Annotated in this window: 15 protein-coding genes; 8 read left to right on the plus strand and 7 right to left on the minus strand. The window is 64.9% G+C overall.

Annotated features, from left to right (window positions below; translation table 11 throughout):
- Nucleotides 1–111: 111 nt before the first annotated feature.
- Genes AB4Y36_RS28490 through AB4Y36_RS28500 form a run of 3 tightly spaced genes read left to right on the plus strand, consistent with a single transcriptional unit; the run spans nucleotide 112 to nucleotide 6,249 of the window.
- Entirely contained in the window at nucleotides 112–1,626 is a 1,515-nt protein-coding gene (locus tag AB4Y36_RS28490) for an efflux RND transporter periplasmic adaptor subunit (protein ID WP_368684758.1), read from the plus strand.
- A gap of 3 nt (nucleotides 1,627–1,629) precedes the next feature.
- A complete protein-coding gene (locus tag AB4Y36_RS28495) occupies nucleotides 1,630–4,794 on the plus strand; it encodes an efflux RND transporter permease subunit (RefSeq protein WP_368684759.1) in 3,165 nt (1,054 codons plus the stop codon).
- Nucleotides 4,795–4,797: 3 nt separating this feature from the next.
- Nucleotides 4,798–6,249: an efflux transporter outer membrane subunit gene (locus AB4Y36_RS28500; RefSeq protein ID WP_368684760.1), complete on the plus strand. Its 1,452-nt coding sequence runs from the start codon at nucleotides 4,798–4,800 to the stop codon at nucleotides 6,247–6,249.
- A gap of 67 nt (nucleotides 6,250–6,316) precedes the next feature.
- On the opposite strand, the gene AB4Y36_RS28505 is transcribed toward AB4Y36_RS28500, so the two are convergent.
- The 4 genes from AB4Y36_RS28505 to AB4Y36_RS28520 all read right to left on the minus strand — a co-directional run bounded on the left by AB4Y36_RS28505 (nucleotide 6,317) and on the right by AB4Y36_RS28520 (nucleotide 9,478).
- The gene (locus tag AB4Y36_RS28505; protein ID WP_069269304.1) at nucleotides 6,317–6,541 is read right to left on the minus strand and encodes a hypothetical protein; all 225 of its coding nucleotides are present in this window, start codon (nucleotides 6,539–6,541) and stop codon (nucleotides 6,317–6,319) included.
- Nucleotides 6,542–6,698: 157 nt separating this feature from the next.
- On the minus strand, nucleotides 6,699–7,064 hold the full coding sequence (locus tag AB4Y36_RS28510) for a hypothetical protein (protein WP_028205078.1): 366 nt from the start codon (nucleotides 7,062–7,064) through the stop codon (nucleotides 6,699–6,701).
- Nucleotides 7,065–7,320: 256 nt separating this feature from the next.
- Nucleotides 7,321–7,896 (minus strand): ankyrin repeat domain-containing protein, encoded by a 576-nt coding sequence (locus tag AB4Y36_RS28515; RefSeq protein ID WP_069269303.1) that lies wholly within the window; start codon nucleotides 7,894–7,896, stop codon nucleotides 7,321–7,323.
- A 190-nt stretch (nucleotides 7,897–8,086) separates the two neighbouring features.
- Complete coding sequence (locus tag AB4Y36_RS28520) at nucleotides 8,087–9,478, minus strand: short-chain fatty acid transporter (RefSeq protein WP_368684761.1); 1,392 nt, start codon at nucleotides 9,476–9,478, stop codon at nucleotides 8,087–8,089.
- A gap of 511 nt (nucleotides 9,479–9,989) precedes the next feature.
- On the opposite strand from AB4Y36_RS28520, the gene AB4Y36_RS28525 reads away from it, so the two are divergent.
- Nucleotides 9,990–10,646: a peroxiredoxin gene (locus tag AB4Y36_RS28525; protein WP_069269301.1), complete on the plus strand. Its 657-nt coding sequence runs from the start codon at nucleotides 9,990–9,992 to the stop codon at nucleotides 10,644–10,646.
- 107 nt (nucleotides 10,647–10,753) lie between these two features.
- Here AB4Y36_RS28525 and AB4Y36_RS28530 read toward each other — a convergent pair whose 3' ends face one another.
- From AB4Y36_RS28530 to AB4Y36_RS28540, 3 genes are read right to left on the minus strand one after another with little or no spacing between them, the layout of a single operon-like run.
- The gene (locus tag AB4Y36_RS28530; RefSeq protein ID WP_069269300.1) at nucleotides 10,754–11,617 is read right to left on the minus strand and encodes an ABC transporter permease; all 864 of its coding nucleotides are present in this window, start codon (nucleotides 11,615–11,617) and stop codon (nucleotides 10,754–10,756) included.
- Between the two features lie 17 nt (nucleotides 11,618–11,634).
- On the minus strand, nucleotides 11,635–12,429 hold the full coding sequence (locus AB4Y36_RS28535; protein WP_368684762.1) for an ABC transporter ATP-binding protein: 795 nt from the start codon (nucleotides 12,427–12,429) through the stop codon (nucleotides 11,635–11,637).
- A 35-nt stretch (nucleotides 12,430–12,464) separates the two neighbouring features.
- Nucleotides 12,465–13,484 (minus strand): ABC transporter substrate-binding protein, encoded by a 1,020-nt coding sequence (locus AB4Y36_RS28540; RefSeq protein WP_069269298.1) that lies wholly within the window; start codon nucleotides 13,482–13,484, stop codon nucleotides 12,465–12,467.
- 197 nt (nucleotides 13,485–13,681) lie between these two features.
- Between AB4Y36_RS28540 and AB4Y36_RS28545 the strand changes: the two genes are divergently transcribed.
- From AB4Y36_RS28545 to hutU, 4 genes are all read left to right on the plus strand, one after another.
- Nucleotides 13,682–14,359, plus strand: coding sequence for a response regulator (locus tag AB4Y36_RS28545; protein WP_069269297.1), 678 nt, complete (start codon nucleotides 13,682–13,684; stop codon nucleotides 14,357–14,359).
- Between the two features lie 18 nt (nucleotides 14,360–14,377).
- The gene (locus AB4Y36_RS28550; protein ID WP_069269296.1) at nucleotides 14,378–15,799 is read left to right on the plus strand and encodes a sensor histidine kinase; all 1,422 of its coding nucleotides are present in this window, start codon (nucleotides 14,378–14,380) and stop codon (nucleotides 15,797–15,799) included.
- Nucleotides 15,800–15,894: 95 nt separating this feature from the next.
- A complete protein-coding gene (gene hutC / locus AB4Y36_RS28555; protein ID WP_069269295.1) occupies nucleotides 15,895–16,608 on the plus strand; it encodes a histidine utilization repressor in 714 nt (237 codons plus the stop codon).
- Between the two features lie 398 nt (nucleotides 16,609–17,006).
- Nucleotides 17,007–18,364: urocanate hydratase (gene hutU / locus AB4Y36_RS28560; RefSeq protein WP_368684763.1), on the plus strand; the 1,358-nt coding region annotated here is incomplete at its 3' end.

Consider the following 18,364-nt stretch of genomic DNA (forward strand, 5'->3'; position numbering starts at 1 on the left):
CACGGATTTCGGGTAGCCAGCTTGTGCCTGTCGCTGGGATTGCTGGTAAGCGTCGTTGCATGTCATGACAATAAACCTGCTGCTGAAACACGATCTGCCGCAAACGTCGACGTGATCAATGTTGCGCTGCGCGACGTGCCGGTGGTCTTCGAATACGTAGGGCAGACAGAAAGCTCGCAACAGGTCGAAATTCGCGCGCGAGTGAACGGCTTCCTCGAAAAGCGCGTGTATACGGAAGGCTCGCTGGTCCACGCGGGCGACGTGATGTTCGTCATGGACCGCAAACCCTTCGAGGCCGCGCTCGATGCCGCGCAGGCCGAGCTTGCGCAGCAGAAGGCGCGGCTCGTCACCGCGCAGGCCAACCTCAATCGCGTGCGTCCGCTCGCCGCGAAGAATGCGTTGAGCCAGAAGGATCTCGACGACTCGGTCGGCCAGGAGCAGGCGGCCGCCGCCGCGGTCGAAGGCGCGCGGGCGAATGTCATCAGCGCGACGCTCAATCTCGGCTATACGAAGATCGTTGCGCCAGTCACCGGTCTTTCGAGCTTTGCAAAGAAGCAGGACGGTTCGTATATCGATGCGAGCAACAGCCTGCTCACCTATGTGGCGAAGCTCGATCCCATGTGGATCAACTTCTCGCTCTCCGAGAACGAGATGCTCGATCTGCGCACGCAAACGCAGAACGGCACGCTCAAGCTGCCGCCCGTCGGCAAGCTCGAAGCGGTAATCGTGCTCGCCGACGGCAGCATCTATCCCGAACGCGGCCACATCGCGTTTACCGATGCCTCGCTCAGCTCGGAAACCGGCACCTACCTGATTCGCGCCGCCATGCCAAACCCCACGGGGTCGCTGCGGCCCGGTCAGTTCGTGCGTATCAAGCTGCTGGGCGCGCTGCGGACTTCCGCGGTGGCGGTGCCGCAGGCGGCGGTGCAGCAGGGGCCGCGCGGCGCGTATGTGTGGACCGTCGACAAGGACGGCAAGGCGCAGCAGCGCGTGGTCGAAACGGGTGAGTGGAACGGCAACGACTGGGTGATCAAGTCGGGTTTGCATCCGGGCGATCATGTCGTCATCGACAATACGCTGCGGCTCATGCCCGGTGCGCCGGTCAAGTCGAACCTCGTGGCGACGCCGCCCGCAACCGTCAATATTGGCGGGCCCGACGCCGGTGCAGGCGGCGGGGCGCAGGCGGGCGCGGCCGGAGCTTCGGGCCCGGCGGCTGCGAACGCGAATACCAACGCTCAAGCCAACGCTGGCACGAGCGCCGCTCAACCGGCCGCCGCATCCGGCGCTGCCGACGTGCTGGGCGAACACACCGCGCTTTACTTCGCGTCGGGCAGTTCGAGCCTCGACGCCCAGTCCGCCGACGAGCTCGCAGCCGTGGCGCGCCGTCTCGTCGCGGAGCCGGGCATGCGCGTGGTGATTTCCGGCTACACCGATTCGAGCGGCTCGCAAGCCGCGAATGAGCGTCTCGCGGCCGCCCGCGCAGGGACGGTGCGGGCCGCGTTGGTCGTGGCCGGCGTGAAAACCGAGCGCATCGAGATGCGCAAACCGGCGCGGATCGTCGCCAACGATCCGCCCGACAAATCCCGCCGCGTGGACGTCACGTTCTCGCTCGCCGCGGGAGGCTGAACGATGAAGTTCTCCCACTTCTTTATTGACCGGCCTATTTTCGCGTCGGTCCTCTCGATCGTGCTCGTCGTCGCCGGTCTGGTGTCGATGTTCAACCTGCCGATCGCGCAGTTTCCCGACATCGCGCCGCCTACCATCACGGTGAGCGCCACGTATCCGGGCGCGAGCGCCGATATCGTCGCGCAGAACGTGGCCGCGCCGATCGAACAGCAGGTGAACGGCGCGGACAACATGATGTACATGAACTCGTCGAGTTCCTCGACGGGCAACATGACGCTCACGGTGTACTTCAATATCGGCACCGATCCGTCGCTCGCCCAGGTGGACGTGCAAAACCGCGTGAACCTCGCGCTGCCTTTCCTGCCCGACTCGGTGACCGCGCAAGGCGTGTCGGTGCAGAAGCGCTCGTCGGCGTTCATGATGGTGATCGCGATCTATTCGCCCGATAACGCCTACGATGCGTCTTATGTGGCGAACTACGCGAACGTCTACGTGCTCGACGCGCTCAAGCGTATTCCGGGCGCGAACCAGGCGTCGATCTTCGGTTCTGCTGATTATGCGATGCGCGTGTGGCTCAAGCCGGACCGCATGGCCAAGCTCGGCATTACCGTGGCGGACGTGCAGAACGCGATTGCGCAGCAGAACCAGCAGTTCTCTGCGGGGCGCCTTGGCCAGGCGCCGACCAGCAAACCGGTGAACCAGACCTTCCCGGTGACGACGAAGGGCCGCCTCACGGAGCCCGCCGATTTCGACAACATCATCCTGCGCGCGGCATCGGGCGATGCGGCGATCGTGCGCCTCAAGGACATCGGCCACGCGGATCTGGGCGCCAAGGACTATTCGCTGCGCGGCCGCTACAACGGCAAGACGGCCACACTGCTCGCCGTGTATCAGCAGCCGGGCGCGAATGCGCTTCAGGTGGCCAAGCAGGTGCGTCAGACACTCGAACTGCTGAACAAGAGCTTTCCGCCTGGCCTCAAGTATGAAATCGCGCTCGATACGACCGAGTTCGTGCATGAATCCATCAACGAGGTGGTCCATACGCTGCGCGATGCGGTGATTCTCGTGATCATCGTGGTGTACATCTTCCTGCAAAGTTTCCGGGCGACGCTCGTGCCGCTGCTCGCGGTGCCCGTGTCGATCATCGGCGCGTTCATCGGCATGGAGGCGTTCGGCTTCTCGATCAACATGCTCACGTTGTTCGGCATGGTGCTGGCCATCGGCATCGTGGTGGACGACGCGATCGTGGTGATCGAAAACGTCGAGCGCAACATGACCGAATTCAAGCTGCCTCCAAAGGAAGCGGCCAAGCGCGCGATGGACGAAGTGAGCGGCCCGGTGGTGGCGATCGTGCTGGTGCTGCTCGCGGTGTTCATACCGGTGGCGTTCCTCTCGGGCATCACGGGGCAGCTCTACAAGCAGTTCGCGGTGACGATCGCGGTCTCGGTGGTGCTTTCGGGTATCGTCGCGCTCACGCTATCGCCCGCGCTCGCGGCCATCCTGCTCAAGCCGGGCGAGCACAAGAAGAACCGCTTTTTCCGCTGGTTCAACGAGAAGTTCGAGCGCCTGACCGAGGGCTATGGCAGCTGGGTGCAGACGGCGATACGCCGCGTGATCCTCTCCATCGGCCTGATCGTCGTGATGCTGATCGCGACCGTCGGCCTGTTCAAACATATTCCATCGTCGTTCCTGCCCGTGGAGGATCAGGGCTATCTGTTCGGCGCCGTCGTGATGCCCGACGCGGCGAGTCTGGACCGCACCGGCGACCTGTCGAAAAAGGCGGAGGACTGGTTCGCGAAACAGCCTGCCGTGAGTTCGGTGGCGGCGCCGATCGGCTACAGCCTGATCGACTCGCAGTACAAGTCGAACGCGGGCACGCTGTTCGTGACGCTCAAGGGCTTCAAGGATCGCGGCGAAAACGGCACGGCGCAGGACTTGATCCGCGATGCCACCAAGGCGTTCTCCACCTTCAAGGACGGCGTGGTCGTACCGCTCAATCCACCGTCGATTCCGGGCCTCGGAACGACGGGCGGCTTCGAGTTCTGGCTGCAGAGCACCGGCGACGGCAGCTATCAGCAGCTCGAGGAAAAGGTGCGCCAGGTGATTGCGAAGGCACGCCAGAATCCGGCGCTGCGCGGCGTGAATTCGACCATCAACACGAATTCGCGCCAGTTGCTCGTGGAAGTGGATCGGGAGCGGGCGGAAACGCTCGGCGTTCCGGTTCAGGACATCTATTCTGCACTCCAGACGATGTTCGGTTCCTTGTACGTGAGCCAGTTCCCGAAGGGCAGTCGTCTGTTCCAGGTGATCATCCAGGCCGAGCCGCAATACCGCTTGAGCCCGGACGATATCCAGCAGCTCTATGTGCGCAACCGCAACAACGACATGGTGCCGATCAAGGCCGTGACGACATCGCGTTTCGTGCCTGGGCCTGACATCGTCAACCGCTTCAACAACTTTCCGGCGGCGAAGATCACCGGCGACGCGGCGCCGGGCCACAGCTCGGGCGAGGCGATCGCGGCGATGGAGCAGATTGCCAACGAAGTGCTGGGCGAAGGCTACAGCTTTGAATGGAGCGGCCAGGCGTACGAAGAGAAGAAGGCCGGCTCGACGGCCGCGCTCGTGTTCGGCTTCGCACTGCTGATGGTGTTCCTCATTCTCGCGGCGCAGTACGAGAAGTGGTCGCTGCCGGTCGGCGTGCTGCTGGCCGTGCCGTTCGCGATCTTCGGGGCATTAGTGGGCATCTTGTTGCGCGGCATGGAGAACGACGTGTACTTCCAGATCGGCTTGACGGTGCTGATCGCGCTCGCGGCGAAGAACGCCATCCTGATCTTCGAGTTCGCCGTTGAAATGCGCGAGAAAGAGAACATGTCGCCGTACGCCGCCGCGCTGCACGCCGCCAAGCTGCGTCTGCGGCCGATCATCATGACTTCGCTCGCGTTCATCCTCGGATGCGTGCCGCTCGCCATCGCCAGCGGCGCATCGGCCGCGAGCCGGCGCTCGCTCGGCACCGGCGTGATCGCGGGCATGCTCGGCGCCACAGTGATCGCGCTCTTCTTCATTCCGATGTTCTTCTGGGGACTCGAAACGCTCTCGTCGCGCAAGAAAGCGAACGCCGCGCCGCATCCCGGCACGCCGCCCGTAGCGCCGCCTTCGCAGGAGGGCTGAGCGATGAAGACCCGTTCGAATTTGAAGAATCGCGCGCTGCGTCCGCTTGGGCTCGCCATCGCGACGGCTTGGCTTGGCGCCTGCGCGGTCGGGCCCGACTATCATCGTCCGGCGGTCGAGACGCCGTCGACGTTTCGATACGCCTCGCCGCAGGCGGAAGCCGTCGATACGACGCTCGACTGGTGGACGCAGTTCAACGACCCGGTGCTCAACGACCTCGTCGCCAGGGCGCTTACGCAGAATAAGGATCTGCGGATTGCTGCGGCACGCGTCGAGGAGTTCTACGGACGCTACGTCGTGACGCGCGCGGGCCTGTTCCCGCAGGTTTCGGCGAACTTCGGTGCGTCGCGTAGCCGTGGCGTGCCGGCGCCCGGCTTCCCGCCTGTGGTCGGCAACCAGGTGGAGCTGAACGGCACGGTATCCTGGGAACTCGATTTATTCGGCCACTTGCGCAGGCTCACCGAAGCCGCGCGCGCCGATTATCTGAGTACGCAGTCTGCGCAGCAGGCCACGCGCATCGCCATCATCGCGAACGTGGCCACGTCGTATCTGCAACTGCGCGACTTCGACAATCAGCTCGTCATCGCGCAGGACACGCTCGAAAGCCGCAAGGGTGCGCTCGATCTCTTCAACGAGCGCTATGCGGGCGGTGTCGTTTCGCGGTTGCAGGTGAGCCAGGCGCAGTCGGAGTACCAATCGGCGCAGACCTCCGTGTACTCGATCCAGCAGCAGATCGCAACGCAGGAAGACGCCATCTCGCTGCTGCTGGGGCAGAATCCGGGGCCGATTGCGCGCGGCAAGTCGATCACCGAGCTCACGGCGCCCGCCATTCCCGCCGGCCTGCCGTCGACGCTGCTGGAGCGCCGGCCCGATATTCTGCAGGCCGAACAAACGCTCATTTCGGCGAATGCATCGATCGGCGCAGCGCGTGCGTTGTATTTTCCGCAGATTTCGCTCACGGGACTGTTCGGCGCCGCGAGCACGGCGCTTTCGGGGCTCTGGACTGGCCCCGCGCGCGTTTGGTCATTCGCGGGCGCGGTCACGCAGCCGATTTTCGAGGGCGGTGCGATCGCGGGTGGCGTGCATCAGGCCGAAGCCGTGCAGCAGGAAGCGCTTTTCACTTACGAGCAGACGATCCAGCAGGCGTTCGCCGATGTCGAAAATGCGCTCGTGGGCGTCGCGCGCACACGCGATCAACTGGATTCGACGACGCGCCAGGTGGCCGCGCTCACGGAATACACGTCAGTCGCGCGCGATCTGTATGAAGGCGGCTATACGAGCTATCTGGAGGTGCTCGACGCCGAGCGCAGTCTCTTCAACGCGCAGTTGCAGCAGTCGTCGCTGCAGGACCAGGAACTCGCGCAGATCGTGAGCCTGTACAAGGCGCTCGGTTATGGCTGGACGCCGGCAGCGCCGCCGCCGGCGGCAGACAGCGCGAAACCGTCGCAGTCCTGAGCCGCGACGGCTGCGCTTCGAGGCGGGGTGGCGAAGCGCGAACCTGGCGCGGGCGCGCCGGTTCGTTTCATGGAGATTCAGACATCAGCCAGCGCAGCGATTGCGGAGCGGGCTTGGTGGCTTTGGCGGTTTGCGGGGCTTTGGGCGCCGGCTTCGCGACTTTTTGCAGCTGGATGGGTCGGGCGGCGTTGACGGCGGTTGCGTGGCCGCCGGTTTGCGCGAGCGCAGCGGGGCTCGCCGACGCCAACGCGAAGAGCGCGGCGGCGAATATCGGGGCGAGGGGGCGAGTCATTTGGGTTCTCCCGCGTGGGCGAGCGGCCGGCGAAGGGGAAAGGGCCGACGCTGCAAGCGGGAGTATGTTCTGAGGATAACCACCACGCGTCCATCATTTGATGGAGAAACGCGTGGCCTGTGTGGGGAACCCCGCTTATGGAGTTCCGGTTTGATCCCTAGTCGGCGGGGCGACGGTCGGCGAGCGCTCGTTCGCAGTCCTTGAGCACTTGCAGGACGAGCTTGGCCTGGTAGTTCAGGTCGTCGGTGTCGAGAATTTCCTCGACGGCGTCGCGCGCCCAGACCGCGTCCACGAACCACGCGTGCTGCTGCGCGATATCCTGCGCCATGGCGGCGAGGCGCGCGATCGCGAGCCAGTCGGCCTCGCGCGCGTGACGGTCGAGCCACTTGTGCGCCGCCTGGACGTGAAAGGCCGCATTGGGCCAGGATTCGTTGAGATAGTAGGCCCCGAGGCTCCCGCAGGTGAGCCAGCAGAGCAGCTCCACGCGATCGCGCGGACTCAGATGGTGGCGTACATCACTCATGGCGACGCTCGCGAAAGTAACAGAGTTCGATTGACGGGTGCGTGCAGACTTCGAATCCGATGACAAAACGATATCACGGCTCGTGGAAAATCGCCTGCCCCGCACTGGCGCTGCACGCACGGGTGTTACATGGATAGCGTCGCCTGGCGGCGCGTTGTATGCAAACCAGGAGTGACACCAGGGCGCTGCGTGCCGTTATGCGCTTTGCAGCGTTTCGCGTGCCTGCCCATCGCGCCCCATGATTCACGCGTTCTTTTCACGCGCTTTTGCCGCCGGCTTTCCCGGCGAGCAGGGTGGCCGTGGCCACCGCGCCCATCGCGTTCGCCACGTCGAGCGCGGTGTTGCCCGCGGCGTCGTGCGCCGCCGGGTTCGCGCCGCGCGCGAGCAGCAGGTCGACGATATCGGAGCGGTTGAACATGGCGGCGATCATCAGCGCCGTGCGGCCGTCGGGAGAGGCGCCTTCCACGTCGGCGCCGTTTTCCAGCAGGGCGCTGATCACGTCGGCAAAGCCCTTGAAGGCCGCGCCCGCGATCGGCGTTTGCCCGTTGTCGTTGCGCAGGTTGGGGTCGGCGCCGTGCTGCACGAGCGTGCGCACGGCGGCGGCGTGGCCGTGATAGCTCGCGAGCATCACGAGGCTGTCGCCTTTTTCGTTGCGCAGATTCGGCGGCAGGCCCTGTTCGATGAGCGTGGCGAGCGTGTTGGATTCGCCGCGGCGCGCGGTGTCGAATACCTGGCGCGCGAACTCGACGAAACGCGGATCGAGCTCGCCGCCGTCTTCGCCGGAGCCTGACGAAGACGATGAGGGTGGGGTAGGCGGCGCGCTGGCGGTCATGGCAGTCTCCTGGTTCGGATCGCAGATCGATTCGGGGCGGCGTGCCGCCGTCCGGGCTTGCCCATTGTCGCCGATCTTTGCGCGCCGCGAGGCCAGCGCGGCTCACGCGCGCCGCATGAAAAAAGGCGCTGCCGAACCGCTGTAAAGCGGCCGGCGCAGCGCCTTCCTTCGCGGCGGAACCGCTCGACGCTCAGGGCACGAGCCAGAGCGCCACGGCGTAGATCACGAGCGACACGGCGAACGTCACGGCGGTATAGCCCATTACGCGCTGGATGCGAATGCCCGCGATCGCGACGATCGGCACGGCCCAGAACGGCTGCAGCATGTTCGAGACGTTTTCGGCCATCGCCACGCCCATGGCAGTGCGCGGCACCGAGGCGTGCAGGCTCAGCGCGGCGGGCAGCACGAACGGCCCTTGCACGGCCCAGTGGCCGCCCGCGCTCGGTACGAGCAGCGTGATGATGAGCGAGCTCAGATAGCTCCAGAGCGGCAGCGAAAACGGCGTGGCGATCGTGACGAAGGCCTTGGCGATCATCGAGGCGAGGCCGGTGCCCTTCATTACGCCCATGATGCCGCCGTACACGGGGTACTGCAGCAGCATGGAGCCGGTCTGGCGCGCGGCGCGGCGAATGGCGTTCGCGTAGGCGATAGGCGTGCGCTGCAGTGCGAGGCCGATCAGCAGGAAGATCAGGATCGTCGTGTTGATGTCGAGATCGAAACCTTTTTCGCTCCATTCCATCGCCAGATAACCTGCGCCGAGCACGATCAGCAGCAGCGTGCCGAGCATCGACTGCTCGAGGCGCGACGCGAACGAAGGCGTGCCGTTGCCGACGCGCGCGTGCGGGTCGTCGCTGGCGCCGGCGTCGTTCGCTTCGGCTTCGGCCGCCTCGCTGAACGGCGCCACGTGCTCGGGCTTCGGATGCATGCGGATGAAGATGAACGTCATCACGACCACCACGAGCACGGTGGGAATGAAGACGAACGGCGCGAAGACGGTCTGGCTGAGCGGAATCACGTGGCCGGTCGCCTTTTCCACGAGATTGAGCGCGTTGCCGTGCGAGGCCTGCGAGAGGGCGATCGAGCTGGAGAGCCCGCTATTGCAGATCGACCATGCCGAATAGCTGCCGGCTACGAGCCACGCGAAATCCACGTTCACGCGCTTCGCGATTTCACGCGAGAGCAGCGCGCCCACGATCAGGCCCAGGCCCCAGTTCAGCCACGCGGCGATGGCCACCACCGGAAACACCAGCAGCGCGGCGCGCGCCGGCGTTTGCGCCCTGGCCGCGAGCGCGCGCAGGACGCGCTGGATCACGGGCGCTTCGGCAATGGCGTAGCCCGTGGCGAGGATCAGGATCATCTGCAGCGCGAAGCCGAGAATGCCGAACGTACCTTCGTACCAGGCGCTGAGCAGCGTGGGGAGATTGCCGTGCGGCGCGATGACGAGCGCGAGCACGGCGACAAAGAAGGTGAGGCAGATGGACAGAACGAAGGGGTCGGGCATGACCCGCTCGAAAACATACACGAGGGCGGCGACGACACCCTGGCGGGAATCGCGCGTTTCAGTCTGGAGGTCTCTTTTCATGCTCTTTGCGCTAGTTCGTAGCGTGTCGCTACTGGCTGGCCGGAGCGGACAGGAGGCGTTGCTTGCGGGTAGTCCCGGCACCGTGCGGCTGGCGGGGCCAGGCGCGTAGGGGCGGGGAGGCAGGTGCGGCTCCTCCATCAGCGAGAGGCGATGCCGCCCCGGCGCAGCGGGTTCATATCACGCCTTGCACGCGGGTATTTGCACGGCAAGACGACCAGCCCGTTATTGTTGTTCTCGTGTTCGTAACTCGAACACGGTTTCGATTATCGAACGACGCATTATTCGCTTCATGCCAAGTGGATGTCAAGGCTGCGATAGCGCGCCGATGCAGGTTTTTAGCGCTAAATGATGGCTAAATGTATGGCGTATGTAATGTTAATGAAATAGCAAAGATTTTCATAAGCGTCACGGAGACTATCTAAAATGCAAAAGCGGGAGGCACTTTCGCGCGCACGCAGACCCCTCACGATCACCTCACGAGCTGTAAATCACTGCATTCAGGAGACAGAAGATGACGATTCGTCTTGGAGAAGATGCACCCGATTTCACCGCGGAGACCACCGAAGGCAAGATCCGTTTCCATGAATGGATCGGCGACCAATGGGCCATTCTGTTTTCGCATCCGAAAGACTTCACGCCCGTTTGTACGACGGAACTCGGCTATATGGCGAAGCTCAAGCCGGAGTTCGACAAGCGCAACACGAAGATCATCGGTCTGAGCATCGACCCGGTGGACGACCATGCGAGGTGGGCGAAGGACATCGAGGAAACGCAGGGGAGCGCCGTCAATTACCCGATGATCGGCGACCCGGATCTGCACGTCGCGAAGCTCTACGACATGATCCACCCGAACGCGAGCGGCGCCAGCCCGCGCACGGCGGCCGACAACGCCACGATACGCGCGGTGTTTCTCATCGGGCCGGACAAGAAAGTGAAGGCGATGTTTGTCTACCCGATGAGTTCGGGCCGCAATTTCGACGAGGTGCTGCGCCTGCTCGATTCGCTGCAGCTCACGGCGAAGCATTCGGTGGCGACGCCGGTGAACTGGAAGCCGGGCGACGACGTCATCATCCCGACTTCGGTTTCCGACGATGCGGCCAGGCAGAAGTATCCGCAGGGCTTCAAGACGCTCAAGCCGTATCTGCGTACCGTTGCGCAGCCCAAGTAGCGTTTGGCAGGCCCAAAAAAAACGCGGCGCACTGGCAGTGCGCCGCGGATCACGGACCAGGCAAGCTCTCGCGTCTTACGCGGTCCGGACAGGGGAAGCTGACTGAATCAGTTCGAAGGCGTGGGCCGCCACTTGAGCAAACGATGCTCGAGCGCGGTGAGCACATAGTCGGCGGCCAGCGCGACTACGGCGAGCACGATCATCGCGGCGAACACGCCGCTTGCGTTGAACGCGCCCTGCGCCGTCGAGATCAGCAAACCGATGCCTTGCTTCGAACCCAGGAATTCACCCACCACGGCGCCGACCAGCGCGAAGCCGAAGCTCACGTGCAGGCTCGCGAGAATCCACGAAAGCGCTGAGGGAATCACGACCGAGGTCGTCACCTGGCGGCGCGACGCGCCGAGAATCTGCGCATTGGCGATCATGTAGCGGTCCGCTTCGCGCACGCCCTGGAACGCATTGGCGAACACGACGAAGAACACCATCACCACGGCGAGCGCCACTTTCGACGCCATCCCGAGCCCCAGCGCGATCACGAACACCGAGCCGAGCACCACGCGCGGAATCGAGTTGGCGATCTTGATGTAGAGGCTGAATACGTCGGAGAGCAGCTTGTTGCGGCCAAGCACGATGCCGCAGAACACGCCGGCCACCGAGCCGATGATGAAGCCAAGGCCCGTCTCTTCCAGCGTGACCCAGACCTGCGTGAGCAGCGGCCCTTGCGAGGTGCCGTTCACGAACCAGTCGATGATCTGATCAAAGATGGCCGTGGGCATCGAGAAGAAGAACGGGTCGATCCATTTGAGGCGCGCGGCGAGTTCCCAGCCGCCGAGCACGACGACGAGCACGAGAATACGCAGCGAAATGACGAGCAGATTGCGCTGACGAATGCGCTTTTGCGCAGCGCGCTCGACGGCGTCGAGCGAGGCGGCATCGAGGCCTTGCGGCAGGGTTTGTTGCGGGGTGGACATAGTGAACGGCTCCGGTGTTAGGCGATCTGCACTTCTTCGCGCAGGTCGTGCCAGATCTGGCGCGACAGTTCGACGAAGTGCGGCGCGTAGCGGATTTCGGACGTCACGCGCGGGCGCGGCAGATCGATTTCGTAGACCTTCTTGAGCGTGGCCGGGCGCGCGGTGAGCACGAACACGCGGTCGGCGAGCGCAATGGCTTCTTCGAGGTCGTGCGTGACGAATACGACCGACCCCGTGCCGCCCCACAGCTGCAGCAGCTCGTCCTGCATGAGCGTGCGCGTTTGCATGTCGAGCGCCGAGAACGGCTCGTCCATCAGCAGGATTTCGGGCTTGTTGATGAACGTCTGCGCAAGCGCCACGCGCTTGCGCATGCCGCCCGAAAGCTGATGAGGATAGTGCTTGCCGAAGTTGGCGAGGCCCACGCGGCGCAGCCATTCGTTGGCTTCGTCGTAGGCGGCCGATTTCGAGCGGCCGCGATAGAGCGGACCGGCCGCCACGTTGTCGAGCACCGAGCGCCACGGGAACACCGCGTCGGCCTGGAACACGAAGCCGATGCGCGGATCGATGCCGTTCACGGGCGCGCCCATCACGCGCACTTCGCCCGTGGTGGGTTTGAGCAGGCCCGTGATCATGCTGAGCGTGGTGGACTTGCCGCAGCCCGTGGGCCCGACGATCGCGACGAACTCGCCGCGCGCGACCGACATGCTGAAGTCGCGCAGGGCGAGCGTCGCCTTGCCGTCCGGTGAAATGAAGCGGCACGAAACATTGCGCAGCTCGATGGCCGGCGTGCCTTGGGAATGGGAGGAAGTCATTATTTCAGTGGGCTGAACGTGGGGCCGATTGCGTTTTACTTCGACGCCGTGGCGGTCGGAGCCGGCAGATAGTCGTTCGAGTAAGTCTTCGCGAGGTCGATGTGCTTGCCCTTCACCGAAGGATTGAACGCCGAGAGCACCTTGAGCACCGTATCCGGGCCGTCGGCGGGCATGCGGCCGTCCTTCGTGAACATCGGCAGCGAGGACTTCAGCGCGGCCACGTAGAGATCCTGGCTGTTGCCGTAGTAGTCCTTCGGCATCTTCGCGGCGATTTCATCGGCGCTATGCGTGGCGATGAAGTTGAGCGTGCGCGAGAACGCGTGCGCGAGCTTCGTCGCTTCTTCCTTGTGCGACTGCGCCCAGGCGCGCTGCACGTAGAAGCTCGAAGCGGGGTAGGTGCCGCCGAGCGCAGCGCGCGTGCCTTCGAGCGTGCGCATGTCGACGAGCACCTTGGCGTCGCCGGTTTGCAGCAGACGCGAGACGGTGGGTTCCGTGGTCATGCCCGCGTCGATGCGGTTCTGCTTGATCGCCGCGATGAAGGTGTTGTCCGCGCCCACCGGCAGCAGCGTGTACTGGTTGGAGGGCACGCCCGAGCGCTGTGCGAGGTACTGCGTGAGGAAGCTCGTGGAGGAGCCGAGGCCCGTCACGCCGAGCGTCTTGCCCTTCACGTCGGCCATGCTCTTGACCGTGCCGGCTGCCGCGTTCGACACCATTTCCACTTCGCCGGGCACCTGGCCGAACACCACGAGCGTTTGCACTTCCTTGCCCTTGCTCTGCAGGTCGATGGTGTGATCGTAGAAGCCCACCACGCCTTGCACCGCACCCGCGAGCAGTTCGTTCTCCGCGTCCACGCCGGCCGGCTGCGACTGCAGTTCGACGTCGAGGCCTTCGTCCTTGAAGTAGCCGAGCTGCTCGGTCAGTTTGGCGGGGAGATAGATGATCTTGGTTGCGCCGCCAACCATGATCGTGATCTTTTCCGCGTGGGCAGCCGTGGAACCGGCGGCGAGGGCGAACGCGACACTCGATACGGCGGCGATCTGGCGCAAGGTAGGCATCGTGGAGTCTCCTGAGGGTGGTGCGCCGTGCATGCGGCGCTTTTTGGTGGATGGAGCCGATTATAAAAACCGTAAGCCTTCTGCCAGCCTTCGGGCGCCGTGCAAAATCGTCCGTGTTAACCCGCAGGGCGGCGATGCGCCGGCAACGGCACAATCGATTCCCCTGAAACGGCCTTCGCCTTTGCCCGTACCCGCCCATGAAGTTGCTGCTGATCGAAGACAATCCGACGCTTGCACACTGGCTCGTCAAGACGCTGGAGGAGCAGGCGTTCGCCTTCGACGCCGTGCAGGACGGCGAAGCCGCCGACCATTTGCTGCGGTCCAATCACTACGATGTGGTGCTGCTCGACCTCAATTTGCCGAAGCTCTCGGGCAAGAACGTGCTGCGGCGGCTGCGCCAGCGCGGCGACGCGACACCCGTGATGGTGCTTACGGCAAGCGGCTCGATCGACGAAAAGGTGGAGCTGCTCGGCGCCGGCGCCGACGACTATCTCGTCAAGCCCTTCGAGGTGCGCGAACTGGTGGCGCGCATCAAGGTGCTGATTCGCCGGCAAACGCCCGCGCGCGCGAATGAAATCGGCTGTGGGGACCTCGTGTTCGACCTCAACACGCGCCAGTTCACGCTGAAGGGCGCGCCGCTGAACGTCACGCCGCGCGAGCGCACGGTGCTCGAAACGCTGGCACTGCGCCTCGGCCAGACCGTGTCGAAGGCCGCGCTCGTCGACGCAATCTTCACGCTCGCCGACGAACCCAGCGAGGACGCCATCGAAATCTACGTGTCGCGGCTGCGCAAGAAGCTCGAAGGCAGCTCGGCCGTGATCGTGACACTGCGCGGCCTGGGCTATTTGCTGCGCAGGAAGGATGAAACGCTATGACGACTTGCGCGTGCCGACATGACGGGTAGCCTGCGCGTTCGCCTGCTTTGGTGGATGCTCGTGCCGCTCGCGCTCTACGTGAGTTTTACGGCGACCTCCGAGTATCGCGCTGCGCGCCATACTGCCGATCTGGTGCAGGACGGCGGGCTGCTGTCGTCAGCACGCATGATCGCCGGTTCCGTGCAATGGGCCGATGGCGCGTTGCGCGCCGACGTGCCGCCCGCGGCGCTCGAACTCTTCGCCTCGCCGCAGCAGGACCAGGTGTTCTACAACGTGCACGTGGAGGGCGGCTCGCTGCTCGCGGGCATGCCCGACTTTCCGCATGCGGCCTCGGCGCCCGCCGTCGATTCGCCCGTCGCGTACGACGCCGGGCTGCGCGGCCAGGCTGTGCGCGCCGTGAGCGTGGTGCGCTCCATGTACGACAACGGCCACGTCTGGCGCGTGCGCGTCTCGGTGGGCAAAACCGAGCGCTCGCGCGACGCGATGGTGGAGGCGCTCTGGCGTCCCCAGCTCTATCGCCAGATCGGCATGGTGATGCTGGCCGTGGCGCTCGCCTGCATCGGTCTCACGTTCGAGCTGCGGCCGCTCATGAAGCTCAAGAACGACGTGGCGGATCGCGATCCTTCGCACCTCGAACCCATACGCGCCGAAGGGCTGCATGCCGAACTGCGGCCCGTCGTGGACGCCATCAATCAATGCATTGCGCGCCTTTCGGCACAGACGGCGGCGCAGCGCCGCTTCATCGCCGATGCCGCGCACCAGCTGCGCACGCCGCTCACGCTGCTCGGCACGCAGTTGCAGTACGCGCGCCAGCAAAAAGCCGTCGATCCCGCGCTCGACGAAGTGCTGGCGGCCATGCACGTGAGCAACCGCTCGATGGTCGCGCTCACGAACCAGTTGCTGCTGCTCGCGCAGGCCGAGGCGCTCGACCCCGCGCAATTGCCGGCCGCGCCCGTCGACATGGCGCAGCTCGCGCGCGAAGTGGTCGAGGCGCTCGCGCTGCTCGCGCAGACGCGCGGCATCGATCTCGGCGCGGAGTTGCCGCGCGAGGCGGGCGAGGCGGTGGTGCAGGGGCATCGCGAGCTGTTGCGCGCGATGGTCAGCAATCTCGTGGACAACGCGCTGCGCTACACGCCGGCTGGCGGGCACGTCACGGTGTCGGTGCGGGCGAGCGGCGAGATGGTCGCGCTCGAAGTGCTCGACGACGGCCGCGGCATTCCCGCGGAAGCGCGGGCGCGCGTTTTCGAGCCTTTCTTCCGCGCCGCCGTCGGGACCGAAGGCACGGGCCTTGGTCTTGCGATCGTGCGCGAGATCGCGCAGTCGCATCGTGGCGCGGTGAGCCTGAGTCCGGGCGCGGACGGGCGGGGCGTGCGCGCCTGCGTGGTGCTCGCGCGCTGGCAGCCCGCGCTCGTGGCGGAGCCGGAAAAGGAGCCGCTTTAAGGGGCGGTACAATGTGGCCGCCTGAAGCTGCAAGCCCGCGCCGCGCCCGGCGGCCATCGCTGCGGCGACCTCCCGTTCATTCGAAGATCGAGACCATGCAAAAGAAGACGGTCAGCAGTGCCCCGTTGCCCGCCTATGAGCAGATCAAGCGCCATGTGCTCGCGCAGATCGAAAGCGGCGCCTTGCGGCCCGGCGACGTGGTGCCTTCCGAAACGGAACTGGTGAAAGAGTTCGGTGTGGCGCGCATGACGGTGTCGCGCGCGCTGCGAGAACTGATGGCCGAAGGCGTGCTGAACCGGGTGCGCGGCTCGGGCACGTACGTCGCGCCGCGCCAGTACGAATCGACGGTGCTGCAGATCCGCAATATCGCCGACGAAATCGCGGCGCGCGGCCATCGGCATGCGGCGCGTGTGCTGGGGCTGGAGGCGAGCGACGATCCGAACGCGATCGCCGCGCTCGAACTCGACGCCGGGCCGGTGTTCCACTCGCGCATCGTGCACAGTGAAGAGGGCGAGCCGATCCAGTACGAGGACCGCTACGTGAACCCCGAGGTGTTCCCCGACTACCTCGCCCAGGACTTCACCGTCGAAACGCCGAATCACTACATGGTGCGCCTCGCGCCGATCCAGCGCGCGGAATTCCGCATTTACGCGCAGAAGCCCGATGCGCGCGTGCGGCAGTATCTGGAGATGGAAATCGGCGAGCCCTGCCTGCTGTTGCTGCGGCGCACGTGGGTGGGGCGTCACGTGGCGACTTCCGTGCGCCTGTGGCATCCGGCTTCGCGGTTTCATCTGGCGGGTACCGTTTGAGCCTGGGCGGCGAGGCCGCTCACTTCCTGCTTACTTGCTGAACTGCAGTCCCCCGGACGCTCGAGCGCTCCGTCCCTCTTGATCCCTGCCCGCATCAAGCCCGCCACTTTCGTTTGCGTGGGCGGTCTGGCCGCGTCTACAGACCATGCACTGTGTCGGGCTGTTTGCAGACATCTTGTCTAGACAAAGCTTCACGGCTCGCCTGCCCGTTTCTTCGCTCCGATAAGCCGAACTCGGCGAGTTTCGTCAGGGTAACTACTAACCCACGTTTTTTTGAAACGAGTTGTATATACAACTTGGCGGCGTTAGACTTAACCCACGTTGCAGCGCTCATTGCATCTCCGCGGGCGCAGCCCTCCACCTCCAGCTTGCTATCCAGACTCGACGGACTCGAACAAATGAACCAACCGAACTTCACCGACCCGCGCCTCGACCCGACCCGCACGATCCGCGCGCCGCGCGGCAGCGAGAAGGTCTGCAAGACCTGGCTGGCGGAAGCCGCCTACCGGATGCTCCAGAATAATCTGGACCCCGAAGTCGCCGAGCATCCGCATGCGCTCGTGGTGTACGGCGGCATCGGCCGCGCGGCGCGCAACTGGGAGTGCTTCGACCAGATCCTCGCGACGCTCAAGGACCTGAACGAGGACGAGACGCTGCTGATCCAGTCGGGTAAGCCGGTCGGCGTGTTCCGCACCCATGCCGACGCCCCGCGCGTGCTGCTCGCGAACTCGAACCTCGTGCCGCACTGGGCCACGTGGGAGCATTTCCATGAACTGGACCGCAAGGGCCTGATGATGTACGGCCAGATGACCGCGGGCAGCTGGATCTATATCGGCTCGCAGGGCATCGTGCAGGGCACGTACGAAACGTTCTATTCGGTCGCGAACCAGCACTTCAACGGCGACCCGAAGGGCCGGTGGATTCTCACGGGCGGCCTCGGCGGCATGGGCGGCGCGCAGCCGCTCGCGGCGACGATGGCGGGTTTCTCGATGATCGCGGTGGAATGCGACGAGACGCGCATCGACTTCCGCCTGAAGACGCGCTACGTGGACCGCAAGGCGAAGACCATCGACGAGGCGCTGGCCATCATCGAGGAAGCGAAGCGCACGGGCAAGCCGGTTTCGGTGGGCCTGCTCGGCAACGCCGCCGATGTCTTCGCCGAGTTCGTGAAGCGCGGCATCACGCCCGACTGCGTGACCGACCAGACGAGCGCGCACGACCCGATCAACGGTTACCTGCCGCAGGGCTGGACCGTGGAGCAGTGGCGTGAAGCGCAGAAGGTCGCGCCGGAAAGCATCGTGAAGGTCGCGAAGGAATCGATGGCCCACCAGGTGCGCGCGATGCTTACGCTGCAGGAGCGCGGCGCGGCCACGCTCGACTACGGCAACAACATCCGCCAGATGGCGCTCGAAATGGGCGTGGACAACGCGTTCGATTTCCCGGGCTTCGTGCCGGCATATATCCGTCCGCTGTTCTGCGAGGGCAAGGGCCCCTTCCGCTGGGTGGCGCTTTCGGGCGATCCTGAGGATATCTACAAGACGGACGCCAAGGTCAAGGAGCTGATCCCCGACGATCCGCACCTGCACAACTGGCTCGACATGGCGCGCGAGCGCATCGCGTTCCAGGGCCTGCCCGCGCGTATCTGCTGGGTGGGCGTGAAGGATCGCTATCGTCTCGGCCAGGCGTTCAACGAGATGGTCAAGAACGGCGAGCTGAAGGCGCCGGTCGTGATCGGCCGCGACCACCTCGACACCGG

The sequence above is a fragment of the Paraburkholderia sp. BR10936 genome (assembly GCF_040965735.1).
GTDB classification, from domain to species: domain Bacteria; phylum Pseudomonadota; class Gammaproteobacteria; order Burkholderiales; family Burkholderiaceae; genus Paraburkholderia; species Paraburkholderia nodosa_A.

Excerpts from the sequence above, each read along its gene's own strand:
- AB4Y36_RS28495 (WP_368684759.1), top strand. The coding sequence starts at position 1,630 with ATGAAGTTCTCCCACTTCTTTATTGACCGGCCTATTTTCGCGTCGGTC.
- AB4Y36_RS28500 (WP_368684760.1), top strand. The coding sequence starts at position 4,798 with ATGAAGACCCGTTCGAATTTGAAGAATCGCGCGCTGCGTCCGCTTGGG.
- AB4Y36_RS28505 (WP_069269304.1), bottom strand. The coding sequence starts at position 6,541 with ATGACTCGCCCCCTCGCCCCGATATTCGCCGCCGCGCTCTTCGCGTTG.
- AB4Y36_RS28510 (WP_028205078.1), bottom strand. The coding sequence starts at position 7,064 with ATGAGTGATGTACGCCACCATCTGAGTCCGCGCGATCGCGTGGAGCTG.
- AB4Y36_RS28515 (WP_069269303.1), bottom strand. The coding sequence starts at position 7,896 with ATGACCGCCAGCGCGCCGCCTACCCCACCCTCATCGTCTTCGTCAGGC.
- AB4Y36_RS28520 (WP_368684761.1), bottom strand. The coding sequence starts at position 9,478 with ATGAAAAGAGACCTCCAGACTGAAACGCGCGATTCCCGCCAGGGTGTC.
- AB4Y36_RS28525 (WP_069269301.1), top strand. The coding sequence starts at position 9,990 with ATGACGATTCGTCTTGGAGAAGATGCACCCGATTTCACCGCGGAGACC.
- AB4Y36_RS28530 (WP_069269300.1), bottom strand. The coding sequence starts at position 11,617 with ATGTCCACCCCGCAACAAACCCTGCCGCAAGGCCTCGATGCCGCCTCG.
- AB4Y36_RS28535 (WP_368684762.1), bottom strand. The coding sequence starts at position 12,429 with ATGACTTCCTCCCATTCCCAAGGCACGCCGGCCATCGAGCTGCGCAAT.
- AB4Y36_RS28540 (WP_069269298.1), bottom strand. The coding sequence starts at position 13,484 with ATGCCTACCTTGCGCCAGATCGCCGCCGTATCGAGTGTCGCGTTCGCC.
- AB4Y36_RS28545 (WP_069269297.1), top strand. The coding sequence starts at position 13,682 with ATGAAGTTGCTGCTGATCGAAGACAATCCGACGCTTGCACACTGGCTC.
- AB4Y36_RS28550 (WP_069269296.1), top strand. The coding sequence starts at position 14,378 with ATGACGGGTAGCCTGCGCGTTCGCCTGCTTTGGTGGATGCTCGTGCCG.
- hutC (WP_069269295.1), top strand. The coding sequence starts at position 15,895 with ATGCAAAAGAAGACGGTCAGCAGTGCCCCGTTGCCCGCCTATGAGCAG.